This window comes from Phenylobacterium sp. (assembly GCF_031360265.1).
GTDB lineage: Bacteria > Pseudomonadota > Alphaproteobacteria > Caulobacterales > Caulobacteraceae > Phenylobacterium.
The window spans coordinates 1-21,052 of record NZ_JANMBF010000078.1; the positions used below are offsets into that span (position 1 = coordinate 1).

The window sequence follows — 21,052 nt, forward strand, 5'->3', positions numbered from 1 at the left end:
CGAACTCGCCGGCGGCGCCGTCGTTGCCGCGCGAGCCGGGCTGGCCGCCGCCGCCCGGTTGCCCGTCCTTGGGGGGATCGTCGCCGTTCCAGTGATCGACTCCGTGCTGACCCTGTTGTCCAGGCTGCCCCGGCTGGCCGCCCGACCCCGGGAAGCCGTTCGCGCCGTCCGCGCCTCTGGCGATGATGTCCGGCATCTTCTGACCTCCTCAGGGCTTGGCGATCTTGGCGACCGTTGCGCTGGCGAGCGCACCGGAATCGACGAATTGTGAGAGATCGCGCCGGCGGCCCTCCAGGCTGGCGATCCGCCAGGTCTTGGCGCCGATACAGACGATCCGGCCCGTGCGGTGGATGATCACCTTGTTGGCGTAGACCGCGTGGGTGGCCGCCGAGATGGTCAGGGTCGCGCCGTCGAACACCTCGATGTCATTGAGGTGGGCGATGTTGAGCACCGCCTGGTTGACGGCCAGATAGCGGTCAAAGGCCGGCTCCAGATGCGCAACTCTGGATGGCGAAGAGCCGTACACGAACGCATTGAACGCCTGATAGGTCACCCGACGCGCCATGGCGCGGATATTGGGGTCCTCGGATTCCAGGTCGTCGGCCGCAGCCGACGCCGCCGGTGGCTGCGGGCCGCTGCAGCAGCCCCCTGCCGCATGAACCGCCTTGGCGCTCTCGGCGCTCAGGCCGAGGATCTTGCGCACCTCGGCGGCGGATCGCGGATTTTCCCGCGTGTAGACCGCCTTCATGCGGTGCGAGTCCGGAGACAGGGTGAACGACTCGCCTTCTTCCAGAGTCAGATCCTGGGCCGCCATGCGATTTGCTCCCACTTGTTCGCGGTGCGGGACGAAGCGATTCGCCGTCGCCACCAAGGACGCCAACACCCACGAGATCAGAGGGTGCAATTCTCACGTCGCGAAATCGACTATCTCGCGTTGAAGACAGAATTCGTCGCCCTCTGGATCGATAGATCCCAAGACTATGCAGGCCTGAAACGAATTCTGTGTACGAGGTAATTTGGCCATTTCTGGCCGAGCAAGCGCACTGTCTGTCAGCTCTGCCGCCCATTACAGGGCGTGCAGGTGAGGTCGTCTCAACGGTATCGTGATGATAACCTCGCCCAAGCGTTCACGCAATTGCAGATTGTGAATTTAACGCGCTTGTGAGCGTGGTCTGGTCCGGAGCCGTTCCGCGTCACCCGGAATCAGCCTGGCCGGACACGACGGCGACAGGCGGCAAGGCCTATGCGTCTTCGCGGGCCAGGTTCTCGATGCGCTTGGCGGCGGTTTCCAGGGCGGCGACGGCGCGGGTCTCGGCGCGACCGCGGTCGGCCTGGGCGCGGTCGAGATCGGCCTTGAGGGCGGCCAGCCGCGCCCGGGCGTCGGCCAGTTCATCGGCGAGCAACAGGGCGCCCATCAGGAACAGCCGGGTATCGCCCAGCTGGCCCATGTCCTGGGAGACCTGGCGGACCTGGTGGTCGAACATCGCGGCCAGGTCCAGAAGATGCGCCTCCTGGCCGTCCTCACAGCCGACCGCATAGGGCCGTCCGTTCACCTCGACGCTGATCTGGGCCATGGCTCAGGGCTTCCCGGTCGTTAAGGAGGGGGTGGCTAGAGAAGGGGTCTCCGGCGCGGCGCCGTTCAGCGCGGCGCGGATCTCGACGATGGCGCGGCCGAGCGCGGCCGAGGCCTCGGCGCCGGCGGCCTCCAGCTCGCGCCCGCGCGCGCGCGCCTCATCAAGCTGGGTGGCGAGATTGGCGCGATCCTGGTCGAACAGGCCGCCAGCTTCGGCGCCCGCCGCCTTCAGCCGCAGGGCGAGCCGCTGCTCCAGCACATGCACCGCCTGTTCCAGCCGCCGGGCCGCCAGGTCCAGGGCGTTGTCGCCGCCAGTCATCGCCGTCCTCCCGATGCCTATCTATAGACCCGCATCGACCGCCTTCGAAAGCGCCGATCCCCGCCACCCATTCTTGACCCCCGCCCGCCCGCGTGCGACCCCGCCCGGCATTCGCTGACGCCCCAAGACCTAACCCCAACCCAGAAACCTCGGGAGCCCGATGCCCGCCCCCCTCCTGACCATGGCCAACGCCATCCGCGCGCGTTCCATGGACGCGGTCCACAAGGCGAAATCCGGCCACCAGGGCATGCCGATGGGCATGGCCGACGTGGCCACCGTGCTGTTTGCCAAGATCCTGAAATTCGACGCGGCCCGCCCCGATTGGCACGACCGAGACCGGTTCGTGCTGTCGGCCGGTCATGGCTCGATGCTGCTCTATGCGCTGTTGCACCTGACCGGGGTGAAGGCGGTGACCCTGGACGCGATCCAGGCGTTCCGGCAGCTGGGCTCCAATACGCCGGGCCACCCCGAGTACGGTCACACCCCGGGCGTGGAGACCACCACCGGGCCGCTGGGCCAGGGGCTCGCCACCGCGGTCGGCATGGCCATGGCCGAGCGGCATGTGAACGCCCGCTTCGGCGACGCGCTGGTCGATCATCGGACCTGGGTGATCGCCGGCGACGGCTGCCTGATGGAAGGCGTCAGCCACGAGGCGATCAGCCTGGCCGGTCGCTTCCGGCTGGCCAAGCTGACGGTCCTGTTCGACGACAACAACACCACCATCGATGGTGAGGCGACGATCGCCGAGACGGGCGACCAGCTGGCCCGCTTCAAGGCGGCCGGCTGGGCGGTGAAGGCCGTCGACGGGCACGATTTCGGCAAGATCGCCGCCGCCCTGCGCTGGGCGACCCGGCAGGACCGGCCGACCCTGATCGCCTGCAAGACAAAGATCTCCAGGGGCGCGGGGCCGAAGGAGGGCGATCCGCACAGCCACGGCTACACGCTGTTCGACCCCGAGATCGCCGCGGCGCGCGCCGCCATGGGCTGGACCGCCCCGCCCTTCACCGTGCCGGACGCGGTGCTGAAGCCCTGGCGCGCGGCGGGCCGCCGGGGCGCCAGGGTTCGCAAGGCGTGGGAGGCGGCGCTGGCCGGGTCGAACCTGAAATCCGCGTTCGAGCGCGCCATGGCCGGTGACCTGCCGCCCGGCGCCTTTGCCGCCATCGACGCCCACATCGCCCGGGCAGAGACCGAGAAGCCCGCGGCCGCCACCCGCCAGCACTCTGGCGCGGCGCTGGAGCAGCTGATCCCGGCGGTCCCGGAAATGGTCGGCGGCTCGGCCGACCTTACCGGCTCCAACAACACCATCGTCAAGGGGATGGGGACCTTCGACGCCCCCGACTACGCCGGCCGCTATGTCCACTATGGCGTGCGCGAGTTCGGCATGGCGGCGGCGATGAACGGCATGGCCCTGCATGGCGGCGTGATCCCCTATTCCGGGACCTTCCTGGTGTTCTCAGACTACAGCCGCCCGGCGATCCGCCTGGGCGCGCTGATGGGCGCCCGGGTGATCCATGTCATGACCCACGATTCCATCGGCGTGGGCGAGGATGGCCCGACGCACCAGCCGGTCGAGCACGTCGCGTCCTTGCGGGCGATTCCCAACCTCAACGTCTTCCGCCCCGCCGACGCGGTGGAGACCGCCGAGTGCTGGAAGCTGGCGCTGGCGTCAAAGACCGCGCCATCGCTGATGGCGCTCTCCCGCCAGAAGGTCCCCGCGGTGCGGACCCTCGTGGCGGCCGAGAACCTGTCGGCGCGCGGCGCCTACCAACTGGCCGGGGCGGGCCATCCGGCCGAGGTGACGATCTTCGCGTCAGGCACGGAGGTTTCCGTCGCCATGGCGGCCCGCGACCTGCTGGAATCCGAAGGCGTCGGCGCCCGCGTGGTCTCAACACCCTGCTGGGAGCTGTTTGACGCGCAACCCGCCGACTACCGCGCGCAGGTGATCGGCGAGACGGCGGTGCGGGTGGCCGTCGAGGCCGGCATCCGCATGGGCTGGGAGAAGTTCATCGGTGAGGACGGCGCCTTCATCGGCATGGCCGGCTTCGGCGCCAGCGCGCCCGCCGAGGTGCTCTACAAGCATTTCGCCATCACCGCCGAGGCCGTGGCCGCGGCGGCCAAGGCCAAGCTATAGGATGCGCTGACGACCGCCGGACCTGGGGGCAGGGCCCCGCGTCTTCGTCTCACCGCTGCGCCCCGAACTGGCGCGGGATGAGAGGATCTCGAACTATGCCCGGCCCAACCTTGCATCCGCGCCTGAGACGATCGCTTATTCGCGCCGGGCTTGTCCTGGTGTCGCTGGTTCCGGGCTTGGCGTTCAGCGCCCAGGCGGAAGGGGTTGCGGCCGCGTTCGGCAATACCGTGGCCACGACCTATCCGGACGGCCGGACTCAGGAAATCTGGCTTGAGCCGGGCGGGACGTGGACCGGGATCGGTCGCACCCACAAACCGTTCTCGGGCGCCTGGACCCAGAAGGGCGAGAAGATCTGCCTCCGACAACAGAGGCCAACCAGTTTCCCGTTCAGCTATTGCCCGGCGTTCCCCGCGAGCGCGCATGTGGGAGATGGATGGGCGTCGAAGGATTTCTTTGGGACGCCTATTCAGGTGAAGCTGCTGGCCGGCCACGTTAATGCGCAGCCCACGAACTGACGCACGCCAGGCGCCGCTCCGGCATCGGGCCGGGGTCCTTTCGGTGAGGCCGCGGCCGGCCTGCTCCGTCCTCTTCTTGGGAACGCGCCGAGTTCTCGGTCACGCACTTGAAAACCCATCGCATATGGAACGGCATCAGGACGGTTGTCTCAGCGATGAGGACTCCGCGCGTAGGGTGGCTGGGAAGCCTTGGGCCGATGTCGCCCGCGGACCGCAAGCGCCCACCTCCAGGCGCCGCCTGCAAGGTCTGGGCGCGATGATCGCCGCCGCCCTGGTCACGGTGGCTTCGCCCGCGCTGGCCGCCCCGCCGAGGATCGAGGCGCAGCCCCCGCCTGCCGTCACGTCGGCGCCCGCGCCCGCCCCGGCGCCGGACATGGTCGCGCCCTTCGACGACGAGGCGCCGCCTCAGTACGATCCCTGGCAGGGTCTCAATCGTCGAATCTTCGCCTTCAACATGGGGCTGGACCGCCTGGTGCTGGGGCCGATCGCCCACGCCTACATTCGCCTGGCGCCCCTGCCGATCCGTCGCCGAATTGGCGCGGTCGTGTTCAATCTTGGCGAGCCCAGAACCGCCCTCAACGACGCGGCTCAAGGCCACGGTCGGCGCGCGGCGACGAGCGCCTCCCGATTTGTCGTCAATTCGACCATAGGACTGCTGGGCCTGTTCGATGTGGGCGCCGATCTTGGCCTGGCCGCGCACAGCGCCGACTTCGGCCAGACCCTGGGGCGCTATGGAGCCCGCCCAGGGCCATACCTCTATGTCCCACTGGTCGGCCCGCTCGATCTCAGAGACGGCTTCGGCCGTATTGTCGATCTGCTGACCGATCCTGTCTCGCTCGTTGCGGGCGGCATGACCACGACCTTCGGCGCGACCCGGACGGGCGTTTCTCAGCTCGACCGGCGGGCCAACGGCGACGGGGCGATCCGGGCGCTGGACGACGCCACAGATCCCTATGTCACCACCCGGTCCGCCTACGCGCAGAACAGGGTGTTCATGGTCCAGTCGGCGAGTGGCAAGGCAGCGACTCTGCCGGACTTTGACGCAACGCCCGCCAAGCCTTGATCGCTTCAATCGCCTCGGGCGGCCGGATCGCGCCCGCTTAGATTTAACAGGATCGCGATGACCAGTTCAGACTTCAGCACCTTCGGCCGCGGCGCCCGCCGCCGGGATTTCTACCTGCGGATCGTCGCCATCCTGGCCGTGGCGGCGTTTGGCCGTCCCGGGACCGCCATGGCCGATGTCACGGCCGCGCGCGGCGGGGATTCGCGCGCTGAACAGTTCGTGCAGGCCGGGGCTCAGAGGATCCTGTCGATCCTGGCCGACCAGGGGCTGAGCCCGGCGCAGAAGACCGCCAAGTTCCGGCCGGCGATCGACGATCTCGCCGACGTCCCCAAGATCACCAATTTCGTGCTGGGAAAATATGCTCGCACGATCGCCCCCGACCAGCGCCGACAGTTCAGCACCGCCTTCCGGGCCTATGCCGAGACCGCCTACAAGAACCGCCTGGACGACTATCGGGGTGAAACGCTGAAGGTGACCGGCTCGGTTGTCCGCAAGCCGGGCGACGTGATCGTCAACACCCTCGTCTCGGGGGGACAGATGGCGCGTCCGGCCGCCGTGGCCTGGCGCGTGCTGGGGTCCGGCGGCGCCTGGAAGGTTGTCGATGTGCAGTTCAAGGGCGTCTGGCTCGCGATCACCCAACAGCAGGACTTTGTCTCGACGATGGACAACGCCGGCGGCGACGTCGAGGTGCTGATCGCGCAACTGCAGCGCGACGCGCAGCGACCCGCCGTCAGCCAGCGATGACCGGGCAAGCTGCCGCCGCACCCTTGCCGACCCGTCCTCGAAAGGAACTCAAGTTGCGCGAACAATGGGCCGAAACCATCATGGGCCTGGCGGTGCTCGCCGTGGCGGCGGGGTTCCTGGTCTATTCCCTGAGCGTCGGCGGCGTGGGCCGGCCGGCCGGGAGCTATGAGCTGAAGGCCAAGTTCGGCGAGGTCGGCGCTTTGGCGCCGGGGGCAAGCGTCAGTGTCGCCGGGGTCAAGGTGGGCACGGTGTCCGAAATCACCCTCGATCCCAAAACCTATCTGGCCGTCGTGCGGCTCAGCCTTGAACCCAAGGTGAAGCTTCCGGCGGATTCCACCGCCAAGATTACCAGTGACAGCCTGCTGGGCGGGATGCATGTGGCCATCTCGCCGGGCGGCGCGGAGGAAGATCTGAAGGCGGGCGGCGAGATCGAAAATACCCAGGGCGCGGTTGATCTGTTCGGCCTGATCGGTCAGGTCATCCGGCCGCAGCCGCCCGCGGCCGGCGCGGCCGCGCCGGCCCGCCCCGTTTCCGGAGCCCGATAGGATGACCGCCGGCGCGGTGCGGCGGTTCCGCGTCCTCGATCCGGTGCGCGGCATTGGGCGTTCAGCCTTGGCCGCGGCGCGGGCGGCCGGCGCGGTGGCTATGTTCGCCCTGCGGGGCATCGCGGTGGTATTCACGCCGCCATGGTTTCCCGGCCAGGCGTTGCGCCAGCTCCTCGCCATCGGCTTCTTCTCGTTGCCAGTTGTGGGCCTGACCGCGGTGTTCACCGGCGCGGCGCTGGCGCTGAACATCTTCTCGGGCGGGGGCCGGTTCAACGCCGAACAGGTGATGCCGCAGATCGTCGCCTTGGGAATCACCCGCGAGCTCGGCCCGGTGCTGGCCGCCCTGATGTTGGCCGGCCGGGTGTCGGCGGCCATCGCCGCCGAAATCGGCGCCATGCGGGCGACCGAACAGATCGATGCGATGCGAACCCTTTCCACCGACCCCATGCGCTATCTGGTGGCGCCGCGGCTGGCCGCGGCCGTCATCGCCCTGCCGCTGCTGACCCTGGTCGCCGATATCATCGGCGTCGCCGGGGGCTGGCTCGTGGCGGTGCGGGTGCTCGGGTTCAATTCGACGGTCTATGTCCGCAACACCGCCACATTTCTTCAGCTCTGGGATGTCGGCTCCGGCCTGCTGAAGGCGACGGCGTTCGGCTTCATCGTCGCCCTCATGGGCTGCTACCACGGCTATAACGCCTCGGGCGGGGCGAGAGGCGTCGGGCGGGCGACGACCCATGCGGTGGTCTCCTCCGCCATCCTGATCTTCGCCAGCGACTATCTGCTGACCACGCTGTTCACGCACCGATGAGCGGCCTTCCCAAATTGGAATGGCGAGGCGTCCGCAAGCGTTTCGACAGCGTCCCGGTTCTCGATGGCCTCAATCTCAGCGTCACGGCAGGCCGGTCGCTGGTGATCATCGGCGGTTCCGGCCAAGGAAAATCGGTGACCCTCAAGGTCGCCCTGGGGCTGATGCGCGCCGACGCGGGCGAGGTGAGGCTGGACGGTGTGAGCCTGGGCGATCTGAGCGACCGCGCGCGGCGCAAGGTCTCGTCGCGCATGGGGGTGCTGTTCCAGGGTGCGGCGTTGTTCGACAGCCTGCGCGTCTGGGAAAATGTCGCGTTTCGCCTGATCAACGCCGACGGCGTTTCCCGGGGATCGGCGCGGACGCGGGCGATCGATTCGCTGGGCCGGGTCCGTCTGGGCGCGCAGGTGGCGGACCTCTATCCCTCCGAGCTGTCGGGCGGAATGCAGAAGCGGGTGGGCCTGGCCCGCGCCATTGTCGCCAACCCCGAGATCCTGTTTTTCGATGAGCCCACCACGGGGCTCGATCCGATCAACGCCGCCGCCATCGACGCTCTGATCGTCGAGCAGGTCCGGCACCTGGGCTGCACGGCCGTGTCCATCACCCACGACCTCGCCTCGGCCCGAACCATCGGCGACGAGATCGCCATGCTGCACGGCGGCCGGATCGTCTGGCGCGGCCCGGCGGCCGATCTCGACCTCACCGACAATCCCTACGTGCAGCAGTTCGTCAGCGGTAAGGCCGCCGGGCCGATTGACTGGACACTGTAGCTGAGGGCGCCGCAACCCGACGAGGACCGTGACTCCGCCGCCAGAACGGCCGGCGCCCACACTGTCGAGGCGACAGGCGTAAGAAGTCGCGCTTCGATGCGTCCAGTCGATCGCGTCCAAGCCTCGGACGCGGACGCGGGCGCATGGGCTTTCATGAGGATCACAATCTACGAGATCGAAGAGTGGGAGCGTTCGGCGTGCCTGGCGCTGGAGCCCGCGCACACCCTGACCTGCCGCGAGGCGGCGCTGTCGGAGGCCAGCGTCGCCGCCGACAGCGAGGCCGAGGCGATCAGCACCTTCATCTGGTCCGACCTCAGCGGCCCCGTGCTGCGCCGCCTGCCGAACCTCAAACTGATCGCCACCCGCTCGACGGGCTTCGAGCACATCGACCTGACCCATTGTCGCCAAGCGGGGATCACCGTCTGCAACGTTCCCGACTATGGCGACAACACTGTCGCCGAGCACGCCTTCGCGCTGCTGCTCGCCCTCAGCCGGCGGATCGTCGATGCGGTCGTGCGAACCCGCCGAGGCGACTTCTCCCAGACCGGTCTGCGCGGTTTTGACCTGGCCGGCAAGACGCTGGGGGTGGTGGGCGCAGGCCGCATTGGCCAACGGGCCGTTCAGATCGGCCGTGGCTTCGGAATGGAGATCATCGCCTTCGACGCGCGGCCCGATCCCGCGGCGGCTCAAAGGCTTGGGTTCCGCTACCTGCCCCTGGCCGAGCTCCTCGCACGGTCGGACATCGTGACCCTGCACGTCCCTGGGGCCGCTGCGAATCAGGCGCTGCTCTCAGATCCTCAATTCGCCGCGATGAAACCGGGCGCCGTGCTGATCAACACATCGCGAGGCGGCGTGGTGGATACCCAGGCGCTGGTCCGCGCGCTCGCCTCGGGCCGGCTGGCGGGCGCCGCGCTGGATGTCCTGGCCGAGGAGGATGCGATGCGCGACGAGGCGGAAATCTTCCGGGCCGGCGCCGCGGTCGAAACCCAGCGATTGCAGACCCTTCTGGCTGACCACGCCCTGCTGGCGTTTCCCAACGTGATCGTCACGCCGCACGTCGCCTACGACACCCGCGAGGCGGTCGCGAGGATCGTCGAGACCACGGTCGCCAACATCCTGGCCTACGCCAGCGGCGCCCCGCAAAACGTCATCAATTGACCCCCACCCTGGACGTTGCGCGGCCGCCCGCACTGGGCATCTCATCCTCGCCCGGCGGGTCTCGATCCCGCGAGGTCGCAAGCCCCTTGACGAGGCCGAGGCTCAGCACGAAGCCCGCCCCGGTCAGCGCCGCGATCAGCACGAACGAGGCGTTCGACAGCCATGAGACGTGGAACAGGAGGCCGCCGGCCGCGGAGCCCACGGTGACGCCGAGACTGGATGCCGCGGTCTGTTTGCCGAGCTCCGCGCCCTGCGTCGCGCCGGCCTTGCTCGAAACCCAGTAGGTCAGGATCGGCGACAGGATGCCGGCGGCCGCGGCTACCGCGCCGATCACCAGGAGCATCAACCGAAAATCGGTGGCGCGTGGCACAAGCAGCAGGGCGGTCGCCAGCACGCCCAGGGCGGGGGCGATGAACCAGCGCGTGGTTTCCGGCTTCACCCAAGGGGAGAAGACCGCGGCCTGGACGACAAACATCACCAGGCTGCATTCGGTGAACATCATGGCGATCTGGTACTGGGTGAGGCCGAGCTCCTGCTTGCCGCGCAGCGCCAGGCCGACCTCGAATACGCCGACTCCGGCCGACACGATGAAGGCCAGGGCGAGCAGTCTGGGGACCAGCCAACGGCCACTCCGGGAGGCCACCCGCCGCAGGCCCGACAGGGCCAGTGCCGGCCTCTTTCCGGGAACCGCCACCGCAGCGCCGATCGCGACGGCGAAGGCCAGTATCGCGGACCCCGCCAGGGGGAACGCCAACGAGCCCGCGGGGGCGGCGGTCCCCAATATGTCGGCGCCGCCGCGCGCGACGAAGACGCCCAGCATGGGTCCGAGCAGGAATCCGCTGATGCCGGCGAGGCTGACGAAGGTGAGCTGGCGGGCCCGCGCGTTTTCCGTGGTCACGAGGTCGGCGATCGCCGCCAACGCCACGGGCGTCACCGCGGCGGCGAACACACCGCTAAGGAAGCGCTCGACGTAGACAGCCGGCAGGGTGTCGATGAAGGCGGCGGTCATCGTCGTCGCGCCGAACCCGATGAGGCCGAGAAGCAGAATCCTGCGCCGCCCATAACGATCCGACATCCACCCCCAAGCCGGCGCGAACAGGAACAGCGAGAGCGTATAGAGCCCGGTCAGCAGACCCGTGGACCGGGCAACCTGGGCCGCGCCGCCGGACGCGCCGAGCAGCCGCTCGAGCAGGTACGGGAGCAGGGGAAGCACAACGCCGTAGCCGATCGACACCGTGAAGACCGACAGCAAAAGGATCGCCATGGTGGCGGGCGGAACGCCCTTGGAGCGGACGTGATCGGTCATGCCGGCGCGGTGGCGGGCTTCGGACCCGCCGCGGGTTGTGGAGACCCTGCCATTGCTGGAGGCCCCGCGGCGCCCGGGCGACGGATGCCGGCGAGTTTGGTGCGCTTCAGCAGCAACGCATTGATCGCCACCAGCAGGGTGCTGCCTGACATCGACAGGGCCGCGACCTCAGGGCTCAGCACGAAGGGATACAAGACCCCCGCGGCGAGCGGAAAGGCGACAACATTGTAGCCGACGGCCCACCAGAGGTTCTGGTGCATCTTGCGCACCGTGGCGCGCGAGAGTTCGATCGCGCCGACGATGTCATAGGGGTCGCTCTTCATGAGCACGACGTCAGCGCTTTCCATAGCGACATCGGCGCCCGCCCCGATGGCGAAGCCCACGTCGGCCTGGGTCAGCGCCGGGGCGTCGTTGACGCCATCGCCGACCATACCGACCTTCTTGCCCGAAGCCTGCAATTCCTTGACCTTTTGGGCTTTCTGACCGGGCAACACGTCGGCCAGTACGCTGTCGATGCCGAGATCGGCGGCGATGCGCTTGGCCGTCGCCGCATTGTCGCCGGTCAGCATCACCACTTCGATCTTGCGTTCCCTCAGCTTTGCCACAGCAGCCTTCGACGTTGGCCTGATGGCGTCGGCGATGGCGATGAGGCCGATGACGCGGGACGCCTGAGACACGTGGACCACGGTTCGGCCGTCCGCCTGCAGCCGGGTCGCCTCGGCCTCCAATGCGCCCAGGGACAGCTTTTGCGTGTCCATCAGCAGGCGGTTGCCGAGAAACACGGTGCCGCCGGACGTCTCAGCGCGCGCGCCCATGCCGTCGAGGGTCTCGAACCCGGTCGGCGCGACGACGGTCAGGTTCGCGGCCCGGCGCACGATCGCCTGGGCCAACGGATGATCGGACCCCTGTTCGACAGCCGCGGCGGCTGTCAGTAGCGCGTCTTCCGTCACCCCCTCCGCCGTCACGATCTCGATAACTTCTGGCTGCCCGACGGTGAGCGTGCCGGTCTTGTCGAAGATGATGACATTGAGCTTGGTGGCGTCTTCGAGCGCCGAGGCATTCTTGAACAGAATGCCGTTCGCCGCGCCGAGGCCCGTGCTGACCATCACCGCCATCGGCGTCGCCAGGCCAAGGGCGTCCGGGCAGGCGATCACGAAGACGGTTATGGTCAGCGTCACCGCGAACAGCAGCGGCTGCCCGACGACCCAGACCCACACCGCAAAGGTGATGAGGCCGATGGTGATCGCGGCGATGACCAGCCATTGCGCGGCCTTGTCGGCCAGCAGTTGCGCGGGCGCCTTGGAATTCTGCGCCTCTTGAACCAGCTTGACGATCTGAGCCAATGCCGAGTCCGCGCCCACCTTCGTCGCCTTGTAGCGAAAGCTGCCGCTCTTGTTGATCGTCGCGCCGATGACCGTTGCGCCCGGCCCCTTCTGGACCGGCATGGATTCGCCGGTAAGCATGGACTCGTCGACCAGCGATTCACCGGTCTCCACGATGCCATCGACCGGGATCTTGCCGCCCGGCCGCATCACCACAATCTCGTCCGCCAAGACCTCGGCCGTCGGCACCTCAATCTCGGCCCCGTCGCGGATGACCGAAGCCTTCGCCGGCGTGAGATTCATCAAGGTCTTGATGGCCGACGACGCACCGGCGCGCGCGCGCATTTCCAGCCAGTGCCCGAGCAGGATGAACACCAGCAGGACGGCCGCGGCTTCAAAAAACTGTCCGCCGCCCTTGAAGAAGAACGTGCTGCCGACGCTGAAGAGGTATCCGGTGCCGACGCTGAGCACGACGAGCACGGCCATGCTGAGCGTGCGAGCCTTGAGCGAGCGCCAGGCGGAGACGAAGAACGGCCAGCTCGGATAGAGGATGGCGGCGCTGGCGAAGAAGAACAGCCACAGGTTCAGGCTCAGCCCGAAGGGCGGCGCCGGCGCTTTGAAGAAGCCTCCCATCGGGGCATAGACAAAGATCGGCACGGTGAAGATCAGGCAGATCCAGAACCGATTGCGCATGTCGCGCACCATGGCCGCGAGGTCTTGGCCGCCGTGGCCCATCTCATGCGCCATTTCCGCTGGCATGGCGGCCTGGCCTCCGGGCGCGGCGTGCCCCCTGTGGCCGGCGCCGCCAGCCGCGGCCGGGACGCTTGGCGCAGCCTCCGGGCCGGCAGCCGCCTGGGGCGCAGCGGCGACCCGATCGGCCGTCGAAGCCACCGCCGGCGAGGACGAGGAAACCGAAGCCGTTGGGGGCGATTTTTCCGCGCCATCGACGCGCGGCGCGTTTGGCTCAGGGGCCGGCGATTCCAGAACCCCGCCGCCCTGACTATTGCCGCCAACGGAAGCGGCGGCCGGTTCATCGGCATCATATCCGTTCTGACGGACACCAGACTTGATGTCCGCGATATTGAGCCGCGTTTCGTCGTAGCGCACCGTCGCGCTGCCTGCGGCGTAGTTGACCGTTACGCTCTCGACGCCGGGCACGGCGCCTATCCGTTTTTCAAGTCCAAGGACGCTCAATACGGACAGCATGTCATGCACTTCAATTACGCTTGTCTTCATCGCGTCGCTCCGTAGTGACCATCCTGCAGAATTACACCCGTGGCCGCGGGATAATTAGGAAGCAATATGGAAACAATTATTCAAACTACGGCATCTTGTGTTGAACATAGTCTTCGAGGCCGTCGTCTGATGGAGACACCATTTCGCATGCCGCCGCCGAGGTTGCCCCTCCAGCGCGCCAACACCACCCCACGGGGAGATAGCGACCGGCTTGGTTTGCGATCTCCTCAACAGGCTGGAACGACACCGCCAAGCCCGATTCGACCTGCATAAGTTTGTCGCCAAGCGGCTGGAATCTGCCGGTTGTTGCGTCATGCATGTGGGGCATGAAGACACCAAGGCCATATTCAGATAGGCGCTGAAGCATGTCTTGCACCTCCGGCAGGCAAATGGCCGCCTGAGCTGTCTGCATCGATCTAGGAAGTCTGTTCTGGAGACTTAGTTGAGGGACGTTCGTAGCGCTCATGATTGTCTCCAAATGAATTTCTGCTCAACGTCTGACATGGCCAAATCGCGGTTCAGCAGGTGCGACCTTCCCGCGAAGAACGGACCGAGCCGATTGTCTGCTGGAGCCCTTCCCACTCAGGTTGGCTCAACCTGAGTGGGAACGGCTCCAGATAAAAGCGACGACCCAGTTTTATCCCGGCTGACTTGAGTCAAGTCAGCCGGGACAGGGTCTGGGCTTTCTCCGCCGCCTTGCCGTGTTCTGCGTGGTCGGCGGGGGCGGCGCCCCCAGGCGGATCGGCAGCGGCGTCGGGACCAGGGCTCGGCGCGGAAGACGTTGATGCGGCGGGCGGTAAAGGCGCGGCAGATGCAAGAGTGGGCCCAGGCGGCGCTCCCGGCGCAGCCTTGTCCTTTGGTCCTTCGCCCGCGGGCGCCGCGGGCGTTGCTGCTGTTGGCGGCGAATGCGCTGGCGAAGCGGCGTCGGACTCGTACTCGGCCTGTCGCACTGCAGACTTGATGTCGGCGATGTTCAGTCGGGTCTCGTCGTGGCGCACGGTGGCGCTCCCGGCCGCGTAGTTCACTGTAACACTTTCGACGCCCGGAACCTCGCCAATCCGGTCTTCCACGCCCTGCACGCTCAATACCGAAAGCATGTCCCGCACTTCAATGACGCTCGTTTTCATCCGATACTCCCTGAGTTGACCGACGGCATGCCGTCGGAAGGTTCTCGACCGTTCACTCCGTCGCTCAGACGTGCTCGGCGTGGCCGGCATGCTCGGCGCAGGTGCCTTCGTGGACGTTCAGCTCGGTCGGTGCGGCCGCCTTGAGGATCGCCTTGGCCTGGTTGATCTGTTCGGGCGTCCCATGCGCCATGACCAGGAAGTGGTCCGCCTTCACCGCTTCCTCGTAACGGACGACGGAATCCTTGGGGATGCCGACGCTGACCAGCGCACCGGTCAAGGCGCTGACGCCGCCGACGAGCACCGCGCCCTCGACAGCGCCAAACAGCATTGCGGTCAGGTGGCCCAGGACGACCACCGGCCCGAACAGCGGGATGGTCATGAAGAGTCCGCCCGAGAACAGGCCCCAGAGGCCGCCCCAGAAGGCGCCGTTCTTGCCCCAGAGCTTGATGCGGTCGCCGATATTGTAGAAGCCGATCACCTTCTCGTCGGTGTGGTAGCCCTTCCCGACGATGGTCAACTGCTTGAACGGAAAGGTTGTCTCGCCCAGGGCCCGGATGGCGCTCTCCGCCTGGGCGTGGCTGTCGAACACGGCGATAGCGACATTCTCTTCACTCATGTGCTTAGTCCTCAGCTGAGATCGGGCGGGCGGTGCGCGCGGCGGCAACGTCAGGAAAGGACGCGCGGCGGACGGCGCGATTACACCGCGACCGGTTCGCCGGACCGCTGAGGTTTCCGCGCCCCCGCCGCCATTCAGGATCGCCCAACCCTTAACCGGCCGATGCCGCGCGGAACCAGCATCCCGGGAACCCGCGTCACCCCGGCGCGACGACGATTCCCATCGAGGCTTCAGGACCCAAAACACCATGTGCTTTTCAGCGACAGCCAGTTTCACCGCCGGGGTCGGACTGCTCCTCGTGGGGGCCGTGACCGCGCGCCGCGCACGGAGCCGCGCCGAACTCCCCTTCGCCGTAATTCCTCTTTTGTTCGGCCTTCAACAATTGATCGAGGGAACCATTTGGCTGACGCTTCCGGACAAGGCGCCGGGGCTCAACGCCATGCTGACGTTCGTCTACTCGCTCTTCTCGCACGTGCTTTGGCCGATCTATGTCCCGATCGCGATTCTGCTGCTTGAGCCGATCGTGTGGCGGCGGCGGATCCTGGTGGCCATCGCCGTGGCCGGCGGCGCTGTGGGGGTCTATCTGCTGTATTTCCTGGTGCGCCTGCCGATCGTCTCGCAGGCTGAGGGACGCCACATCGCCTATCTATCCCCGCACTTCTACTTGACCGCCGTCATGGTGCTCTATGTCCTGGGCACCTGCGTCAGCATGCTCTTTTCGAGCCACGGCAGGGTGAGGCTGTTCGGACTTGCGGCCTTCATCGCCTATGTCGTGACCTACGTTTTCTATACGAACTGGGTCATCTCCGTCTGGTGCTTCTTCGCGGCCGTGCTCAGCGTCATCGTGTTGCTGTACTTTCGTCAGCAACCGGCTAGCCAATCGCAAGTTCCGCAGCCGGGATAGCGCGCGAGGCTCGGCGCTGCGGTCAGATCCGGAACGTCGGCCGATGTCCCGGTGCGCCGCCTGTAATGAGCGCCCGCTCCCCGCGTCCTTAGAGACACCCAGCCGCTTCTGCGGGCTCCCGGAGTGTCGATGCCATGCCCGTCACCAGGCCTCCCATGCGCCTCGTCGCACTGGTGCTGATCCCCACCGTCCTTGCCGGGTGCGGCGTGAACGCCATCCCGACCAAGCAGGAGCGCGCCAAGGCGAGTTGGGCGGAGGTGCAAACCCAGTACCAGCGTCGAGCGGATTTGATCCCGAACCTGGTGGCCACGGTAAAGGGCTATGCGGCGCAGGAGAACAGCGTGCTCATTGGTGTCACCGAGGCCAGGGCCGGCGCAGCGCGGGTGAAATCCGACGCCTCGATCACCACCGACGCAGCGGCGTTCCGGCGATATCAATCGGCCCAGAACAACGTATCTCTGGCGCTCCTGCCATTCCGGATTCTGCAGGAGCGGTACCCGGACTTGAAGTCGAATTCGAACTTCATGGCCCTGCAGAGCCAGCTGGAAGGGACCGAGAACCGGATCGCCTTCGCGCGCCGTGACTACAACGAGGCGGTGCGTGACTACGACACCACGCTGCGGACCCTTCCCGGATCGCTGTGGGCCGGCAGCTTCTATCGCTCCGCAAGGCCGATGCAGCTGTTCGAGGCCACGGCGACGGCCCAGTCGACGCCCACGGTCAATTTCGCGCCGGGAGCCGTACCGGCGACGGCCGCGCCCGCCCCGCCGAAATGAGCGCACGCATCGCCAAGTGTTGGACCCTGGGACTGCTGGTCCTGGCGGCGCTCTTCGCGGGCTCCGCGGCCCTCGCGGCAGCGCCGAGCTTTCCACCCCTCGATGGGCGCGTGGTCGATCAGGCCAACATCCTGACTCCGCAAACCCGGGCGGACTTGACCACGAAGCTGGAGGCGCTCGAAGCCAAGACCTCCCGCCAGCTTGTGGTCGTGACCGTGCCTTCCCTGCAAGGCCAGAACATCGAGGACTACGGCTATCAGCTGGGCCGCGCCTGGGGGATCGGTGAGAAGAAACGCGACACCGGTGTGCTGCTGATTGGTCAAGTGACGGCCCGCGCCCAGGGGATGGGTGAGACCGCGCCGGCGCTGCAGGCCGCAACGGCGGTGTGACTCCGCCGCATCGCCGAGTCATAGTCTCCTGACAACAGGAACGGCCGCGCCGGATGGGCAGGGGCCGTCGGGAGGACACCGATGACCTATGCGCCCGCGAGCCGCCCCTTCTACGACGCCGACAGCCACATCATGGAGCTGCCGACCTTCCTCAAGGCCTATGCCGATCCCGCCCTGCGCGACGAGATCCCGGAGGTCAGCTATTCGGCCTCCATCGTCACCGACGAGGAGGTGGCCGTACTTGTGGCCCAGGGCGGCCGGCACTCGGCCGAGCACGTGGCCGCGCAGGTCGCGCTGGGCGACCGGCTGATCGAGTCGTCCAAGGAGATCCAGGCGCTGGGCGCCTTCGACTCGGCGGACCGCTCCAAGGCGCTGGACATGCTGGGGTTCAAGAAGCAGCTGCTGTTCGCCACCCACAGCGTGGCCATGCCGTTCTCGGCCAGCTCGAAGCTGGAAGCCCGCCTGCGCTATGGCGCGGCCCGCGCGCACAACCGGCACATGGCCGAATTCTGCCAGGCGGACGACCGCCTGATGGGCGTCGCCGTCGTGCCGCTGGACGACCCGGACCTGGCCATGGTCGAGCTGGCGTTCGCGCTGGAGAGCGGGCTGAATGCCGCGTGGATCCCGCACCGGCCCTGTGGCGAGCGGTCTCCCGGCCACGTCGATCTCGACCCGTTCTGGGCGCGGCTGGCGGAGGCCGGCATGCCGTTCGTACTCCACGTCGGCGGGGCGCCGCTGCAACTGGCCCGGGCCTGGATGAACAATGGCCGGCCGCCCACCAAGGACTGGCTGGGCGGCGGCGAGAACCTGCGCACCAAGGACATCGCCCTGCTGCACGAGGGCCCGGAGCAGTTCCTGACCATGATGGTGCTGGACGGGGTGTTCGAACGTCACCCGACCCTGCGCGGCGCCAGCGTCGAGCTGGGCGCGGGCTGGGTCCCCGAGCTGGTCCGCCGCCTGGACTGGGTGGTCAAACACTGGAGCCGCAACGACGCCAACCTGCAGGCCTGGAAGCGCACGCCGTCGGAACAGATCACCGAACAGCTGGCCTTCACGCCCTTTGTCTTCGAGACCGTCGGCGACCTGATCGACCAGTCGAACCCCGACCTCTACCTGTTCTCCACCGACTATCCGCACATCGAGGGCGGGCGAAACCCCATCGCCCGCTTCGAAGCCGCGCTCGGCGACCGGAGTGAAGCGGTGCGGGAGAAATTCTACGCCGAGAATTTCCTGCGCATCTTCCCTCAGGCCCGGGCGCATGGGACGCGCGCGCACGGAACGCGCGCGCCCGTCGGCGTCGCTTAGCCGGGGTTGCGGACGAAGGGGGCGCTGATGATCAGGGTCACCTCGTCGCCGACGGCGGGGACGTAGCGCGAGACGCCGAAATCGCTGCGCTTGATCTTGCCTGTGACCTCGAAGCCCACGGTATAGGCCTTGCTCATCGGGTTGGCGCCGGCCGCGTTGAAGGTCGCCGTCAGGGTCACCGGCCGGGTCACGCCGTGCAGGGTCAGATCTCCCAGCACCTCGGCGCGATTGGCCGCCGTGGCGGTCACCTTGGTCGACTTGAAGGCGATGGTCGGAAACTTCGCGGCGTCGAACCAGTCGGGGCTTTTCAGTTCGCCGTCGAGGACGGCGTTGGTTGTTGAGACCGAGGCGGTCGGAACGCTGACCTCGACGTGGCTGTTGGACGGGGTCTTCGGGTCGAGCACCAGGGTTCCGCTGGCATGGCTGAAGTCGCCGTACCAGGTGGAGAAGCCAAGATGGTTGACGGCGAACAGAACGCGCGCGTGGGATGCCTCGATCGCATAGGTCCCGGGCTGGACGGCGGCGGGGGGCGCCGGCTGGGCGTGGACGCCGCCGGCCGCCAGGGCCATGGCGAGAACAGCGGCAGGGGCGGGGGTCTTGCTGGACAAGGGCGTCGGGCTCCGGAACACGGGGAACGGTTTGGCGACCATCCAAGAGCGCCGCGCCGCGCCGTCGGTCTAGCCGGCAATCGCGACGCAGACCTTTTCCATTCCGGAAACGAAACGCCCGAATTCTCGCCTTTCACTCCCACGCTGAACTGCTTTCTATGGCGAGAGAAGCTCGGCTAAGCTCCAGGCCAACGGGGGCGCACACGATGACCAAGGATCGGCTGACAGCCTTCACCGACGGCGTGATGGCGGTGATTATCACCATCATGGTGCTGGAGCTCAAGGCGCCCGGCGGCGTGACGCTCGCCGACCTGCGGCCGGTCTTGCCGGTGTTCCTCAGCTATGTCCTGAGCTTCATCTACATCGGCATCTACTGGAACAGCCACCACCACCTGCTGCAGCTCAGCCGGACGGTCAACGGGGCGATCCTGTGGGCCAATCTGCACCTGTTGTTCTGGCTGTCGGTGATCCCCTTCGTCACCTCCTGGGTCGGTGAGAACCCCTTGGCGGCCATTCCCGTGGCGCTCTATGGCGTCGTCTTCCTGCTGAGCGGGATCTCATACACCATCCTGACGAGGGTGATGACCGCGCACGAGGGCTCGGACTCCGATTTGGCGCGCGCCATCGGCCGCGACCTCAAGGGCAAGACCTCGCTGGCGCTCTATGGGATCGGCATCGCGCTGGCCTTCCTCCTGCCGGTCGCCTCGCTGGCGCTCTATGTCGCGGTGGCGATGATCTGGTTCATCCCCGACCGGCGGGTCGAGCGCGTGCTGGGGACGTCCTGAGCCGGTTCATGGCGCCGCAGTCCTGCCGCTGAGAAAGCAACCCTCGCCAACGCTGGGCGTTTGGGTCCAAGCGTGTCCGCCGCCTTTAAGGAGACTTTTCGTGCGCCACAAGTTCATCGCCACCACGATCCTGGCCGGCTCGACGCTGATCGCCGCCGCCGCGCCGGCCATCGCAGCGGCTCAGCCGCACCGTCATCGGGTCGAGGTCTGTGAGACGTCGCGTGGCGCCCGCAACACCGGCACGGCGGTGGGCGCCGTTACTGGCGGCCTGCTTGGCAACGCCCTATCGCACGGCGGGGGCAAGACGGGCGGCACGATCCTCGGCGCCGGCGCCGGCGCGGTGGCCGGTCACGAGATCGCCAAGCACAACGCCAAGCGTCATTGCCACTGGGAATGGCGCAGGGACTGAGGCCCTAAAGCAGCCCCGGCAGAAATCGGAAGCGGACGATCCTGGCGTACCGGCGATAGCGCCGATCCTGCATCAGCCAACGCTCCTCGCGCAGGATGCGGCCCGCCTGGCAGGTCCAGGTAATGACGATCAGCACGGCGTTGAACAGCGTCGGATTGGTCAGCAGATAGGCGGCGTGGGTCAGCACATATCCCACGTACATCGGGTGGCGAACGAAGACGTAGGCGCCGCGCATCTGCACGCCGCGATTCGCCGGCGCCACGCCAAAGCGGCGGTTGAGGCTGAGCTTGGCGGCGACGCTGATCAAGGCGCCGTTGGCCACCAGGCCGAGGGCGAAGGCCGGCGAGATGAGAGGGTCCCCGCCGGGCCGCATGAACATCGACAGCAGGGTGCCGCAAAGCGCCAGACCCCAGTCCTGCGGATCCAGGCTGACGCTGGTCGCCGGCCGCCGAAACAGGATGCAGCCCACCGTGACCAGCTCGGTGCTGGCGATCAGCATATCGAGGCCGTTGCCCGAGGCGATATTGGCCAGCATGTACGAGAAGAAGGCCGCCATGACGACCACCCGCTCGGTGAGGTCGATCAGCCGCGGACGCAAGGTGGGCGCCGGGCGGAAAACCTGAGTCTTGATCGTCGCGTCCAAGCTCAC

The 21,052-nt window shown here is 67.4% G+C and carries 24 protein-coding genes and 1 pseudogene; 14 read left to right on the forward strand and 11 right to left on the reverse strand.

Going from position 1 to position 21,052, the window contains the following annotated elements; translation table 11 throughout:
* The 4 genes and pseudogenes from RMN86_RS06545 to RMN86_RS06560 form a co-directional block, all read right to left on the reverse strand.
* Positions 1-196: pseudogene (locus RMN86_RS06545) on the reverse strand (hypothetical protein); the annotation flags it as partial.
* A gap of 12 nt (positions 197-208) precedes the next feature.
* Positions 209-814: a hypothetical protein gene (locus RMN86_RS06550; RefSeq protein WP_309605028.1), complete on the reverse strand. Its 606-nt coding sequence runs from the start codon at positions 812-814 to the stop codon at positions 209-211.
* A gap of 427 nt (positions 815-1,241) precedes the next feature.
* Positions 1,242-1,574, reverse strand: a complete 333-nt coding sequence (locus tag RMN86_RS06555) for a cell division protein ZapA (RefSeq protein ID WP_309605029.1) — start codon at positions 1,572-1,574, stop codon at positions 1,242-1,244.
* A gap of 3 nt (positions 1,575-1,577) precedes the next feature.
* Positions 1,578-1,892, reverse strand: a complete 315-nt coding sequence (locus tag RMN86_RS06560) for a DUF4164 family protein (protein WP_309605030.1) — start codon at positions 1,890-1,892, stop codon at positions 1,578-1,580.
* Between the two features lie 160 nt (positions 1,893-2,052).
* Between RMN86_RS06560 and tkt the strand changes: the two genes are divergently transcribed.
* The 8 genes from tkt to RMN86_RS06600 all read left to right on the forward strand — a co-directional run bounded on the left by tkt (position 2,053) and on the right by RMN86_RS06600 (position 9,620).
* Positions 2,053-4,023 carry a transketolase gene (tkt, locus tag RMN86_RS06565; protein ID WP_309605031.1) on the forward strand — a complete coding sequence of 657 codons (1,971 nt, stop codon included), beginning with the start codon at positions 2,053-2,055 and terminating at the stop codon, positions 4,021-4,023.
* 95 nt (positions 4,024-4,118) lie between these two features.
* Entirely contained in the window at positions 4,119-4,538 is a 420-nt protein-coding gene (locus RMN86_RS06570) for a hypothetical protein (RefSeq protein WP_309605032.1), read from the forward strand.
* Between the two features lie 256 nt (positions 4,539-4,794).
* A complete protein-coding gene (locus RMN86_RS06575) occupies positions 4,795-5,601 on the forward strand; it encodes a VacJ family lipoprotein (protein ID WP_309605033.1) in 807 nt (268 codons plus the stop codon).
* Positions 5,602-5,658: 57 nt separating this feature from the next.
* On the forward strand, positions 5,659-6,345 hold the full coding sequence (locus RMN86_RS06580; RefSeq protein WP_405041329.1) for a phospholipid-binding protein MlaC: 687 nt from the start codon (positions 5,659-5,661) through the stop codon (positions 6,343-6,345).
* Positions 6,342-6,890 (forward strand): outer membrane lipid asymmetry maintenance protein MlaD, encoded by a 549-nt coding sequence (mlaD, locus tag RMN86_RS06585; RefSeq protein ID WP_309605034.1) that lies wholly within the window; start codon positions 6,342-6,344, stop codon positions 6,888-6,890. Before RMN86_RS06580 ends, mlaD begins: the two co-directional genes overlap by 4 nt.
* Before the next feature lies 1 nt (position 6,891).
* Entirely contained in the window at positions 6,892-7,698 is an 807-nt protein-coding gene (locus RMN86_RS06590; RefSeq protein ID WP_309605035.1) for an ABC transporter permease, read from the forward strand.
* On the forward strand, positions 7,695-8,462 hold the full coding sequence (locus RMN86_RS06595; RefSeq protein ID WP_309605036.1) for an ATP-binding cassette domain-containing protein: 768 nt from the start codon (positions 7,695-7,697) through the stop codon (positions 8,460-8,462). Before RMN86_RS06590 ends, RMN86_RS06595 begins: the two co-directional genes overlap by 4 nt.
* 153 nt (positions 8,463-8,615) lie before the next feature.
* A complete protein-coding gene (locus RMN86_RS06600) occupies positions 8,616-9,620 on the forward strand; it encodes a hydroxyacid dehydrogenase (RefSeq protein ID WP_309605037.1) in 1,005 nt (334 codons plus the stop codon).
* Here RMN86_RS06600 and RMN86_RS06605 read toward each other — a convergent pair.
* From RMN86_RS06605 to RMN86_RS06625, 5 genes are all read right to left on the reverse strand, one after another.
* Positions 9,613-10,926, reverse strand: a complete 1,314-nt coding sequence (locus RMN86_RS06605) for an MFS transporter (RefSeq protein WP_309605038.1) — start codon at positions 10,924-10,926, stop codon at positions 9,613-9,615. The genes RMN86_RS06600 and RMN86_RS06605 overlap by 8 nt on opposite strands.
* Positions 10,923-13,484 (reverse strand): heavy metal translocating P-type ATPase, encoded by a 2,562-nt coding sequence (locus RMN86_RS06610; protein WP_309605039.1) that lies wholly within the window; start codon positions 13,482-13,484, stop codon positions 10,923-10,925. Before RMN86_RS06610 ends, RMN86_RS06605 begins: the two co-directional genes overlap by 4 nt.
* 85 nt (positions 13,485-13,569) lie before the next feature.
* Positions 13,570-13,950, reverse strand: coding sequence for a hypothetical protein (locus tag RMN86_RS06615; RefSeq protein ID WP_309605040.1), 381 nt, complete (start codon positions 13,948-13,950; stop codon positions 13,570-13,572).
* Between the two features lie 190 nt (positions 13,951-14,140).
* On the reverse strand, positions 14,141-14,611 hold the full coding sequence (locus RMN86_RS06620) for a heavy-metal-associated domain-containing protein (protein WP_309605041.1): 471 nt from the start codon (positions 14,609-14,611) through the stop codon (positions 14,141-14,143).
* A 64-nt stretch (positions 14,612-14,675) separates the two neighbouring features.
* Positions 14,676-15,227 carry a DUF1269 domain-containing protein gene (locus RMN86_RS06625; protein ID WP_309605042.1) on the reverse strand — a complete coding sequence of 184 codons (552 nt, stop codon included), beginning with the start codon at positions 15,225-15,227 and terminating at the stop codon, positions 14,676-14,678.
* Between the two features lie 247 nt (positions 15,228-15,474).
* Between RMN86_RS06625 and RMN86_RS06630 the strand changes: the two genes are divergently transcribed.
* The 4 genes from RMN86_RS06630 to RMN86_RS06645 all read left to right on the forward strand — a co-directional run bounded on the left by RMN86_RS06630 (position 15,475) and on the right by RMN86_RS06645 (position 18,601).
* Positions 15,475-16,131 (forward strand): DUF6629 family protein, encoded by a 657-nt coding sequence (locus RMN86_RS06630; RefSeq protein ID WP_309605043.1) that lies wholly within the window; start codon positions 15,475-15,477, stop codon positions 16,129-16,131.
* Positions 16,132-16,265: 134 nt separating this feature from the next.
* Entirely contained in the window at positions 16,266-16,907 is a 642-nt protein-coding gene (locus tag RMN86_RS06635) for a LemA family protein (RefSeq protein WP_309605044.1), read from the forward strand.
* Positions 16,904-17,296, forward strand: coding sequence for a TPM domain-containing protein (locus tag RMN86_RS06640; protein WP_309605045.1), 393 nt, complete (start codon positions 16,904-16,906; stop codon positions 17,294-17,296). The genes RMN86_RS06635 and RMN86_RS06640 overlap by 4 nt, the downstream gene beginning before the upstream one ends.
* A gap of 81 nt (positions 17,297-17,377) precedes the next feature.
* Positions 17,378-18,601, forward strand: coding sequence for an amidohydrolase family protein (locus RMN86_RS06645; protein ID WP_309605046.1), 1,224 nt, complete (start codon positions 17,378-17,380; stop codon positions 18,599-18,601).
* On the opposite strand, the gene RMN86_RS06650 is transcribed toward RMN86_RS06645, so the two are convergent.
* A complete protein-coding gene (locus tag RMN86_RS06650; protein ID WP_309605047.1) occupies positions 18,598-19,209 on the reverse strand; it encodes a YceI family protein in 612 nt (203 codons plus the stop codon). The genes RMN86_RS06645 and RMN86_RS06650 overlap by 4 nt on opposite strands.
* A gap of 206 nt (positions 19,210-19,415) precedes the next feature.
* On the opposite strand from RMN86_RS06650, the gene RMN86_RS06655 reads away from it, so the two are divergent.
* Together RMN86_RS06655 and RMN86_RS06660 are read left to right on the forward strand one after the other, a co-directional pair.
* Positions 19,416-19,994 (forward strand): TMEM175 family protein, encoded by a 579-nt coding sequence (locus RMN86_RS06655; RefSeq protein ID WP_309605048.1) that lies wholly within the window; start codon positions 19,416-19,418, stop codon positions 19,992-19,994.
* Positions 19,995-20,094: 100 nt separating this feature from the next.
* On the forward strand, positions 20,095-20,403 hold the full coding sequence (locus tag RMN86_RS06660; RefSeq protein WP_309605049.1) for a glycine zipper 2TM domain-containing protein: 309 nt from the start codon (positions 20,095-20,097) through the stop codon (positions 20,401-20,403).
* A gap of 4 nt (positions 20,404-20,407) precedes the next feature.
* On the opposite strand, the gene RMN86_RS06665 is transcribed toward RMN86_RS06660, so the two are convergent.
* Positions 20,408-21,052 (reverse strand): isoprenylcysteine carboxylmethyltransferase family protein, encoded by a 645-nt coding sequence (locus RMN86_RS06665; protein ID WP_309605050.1) that lies wholly within the window; start codon positions 21,050-21,052, stop codon positions 20,408-20,410.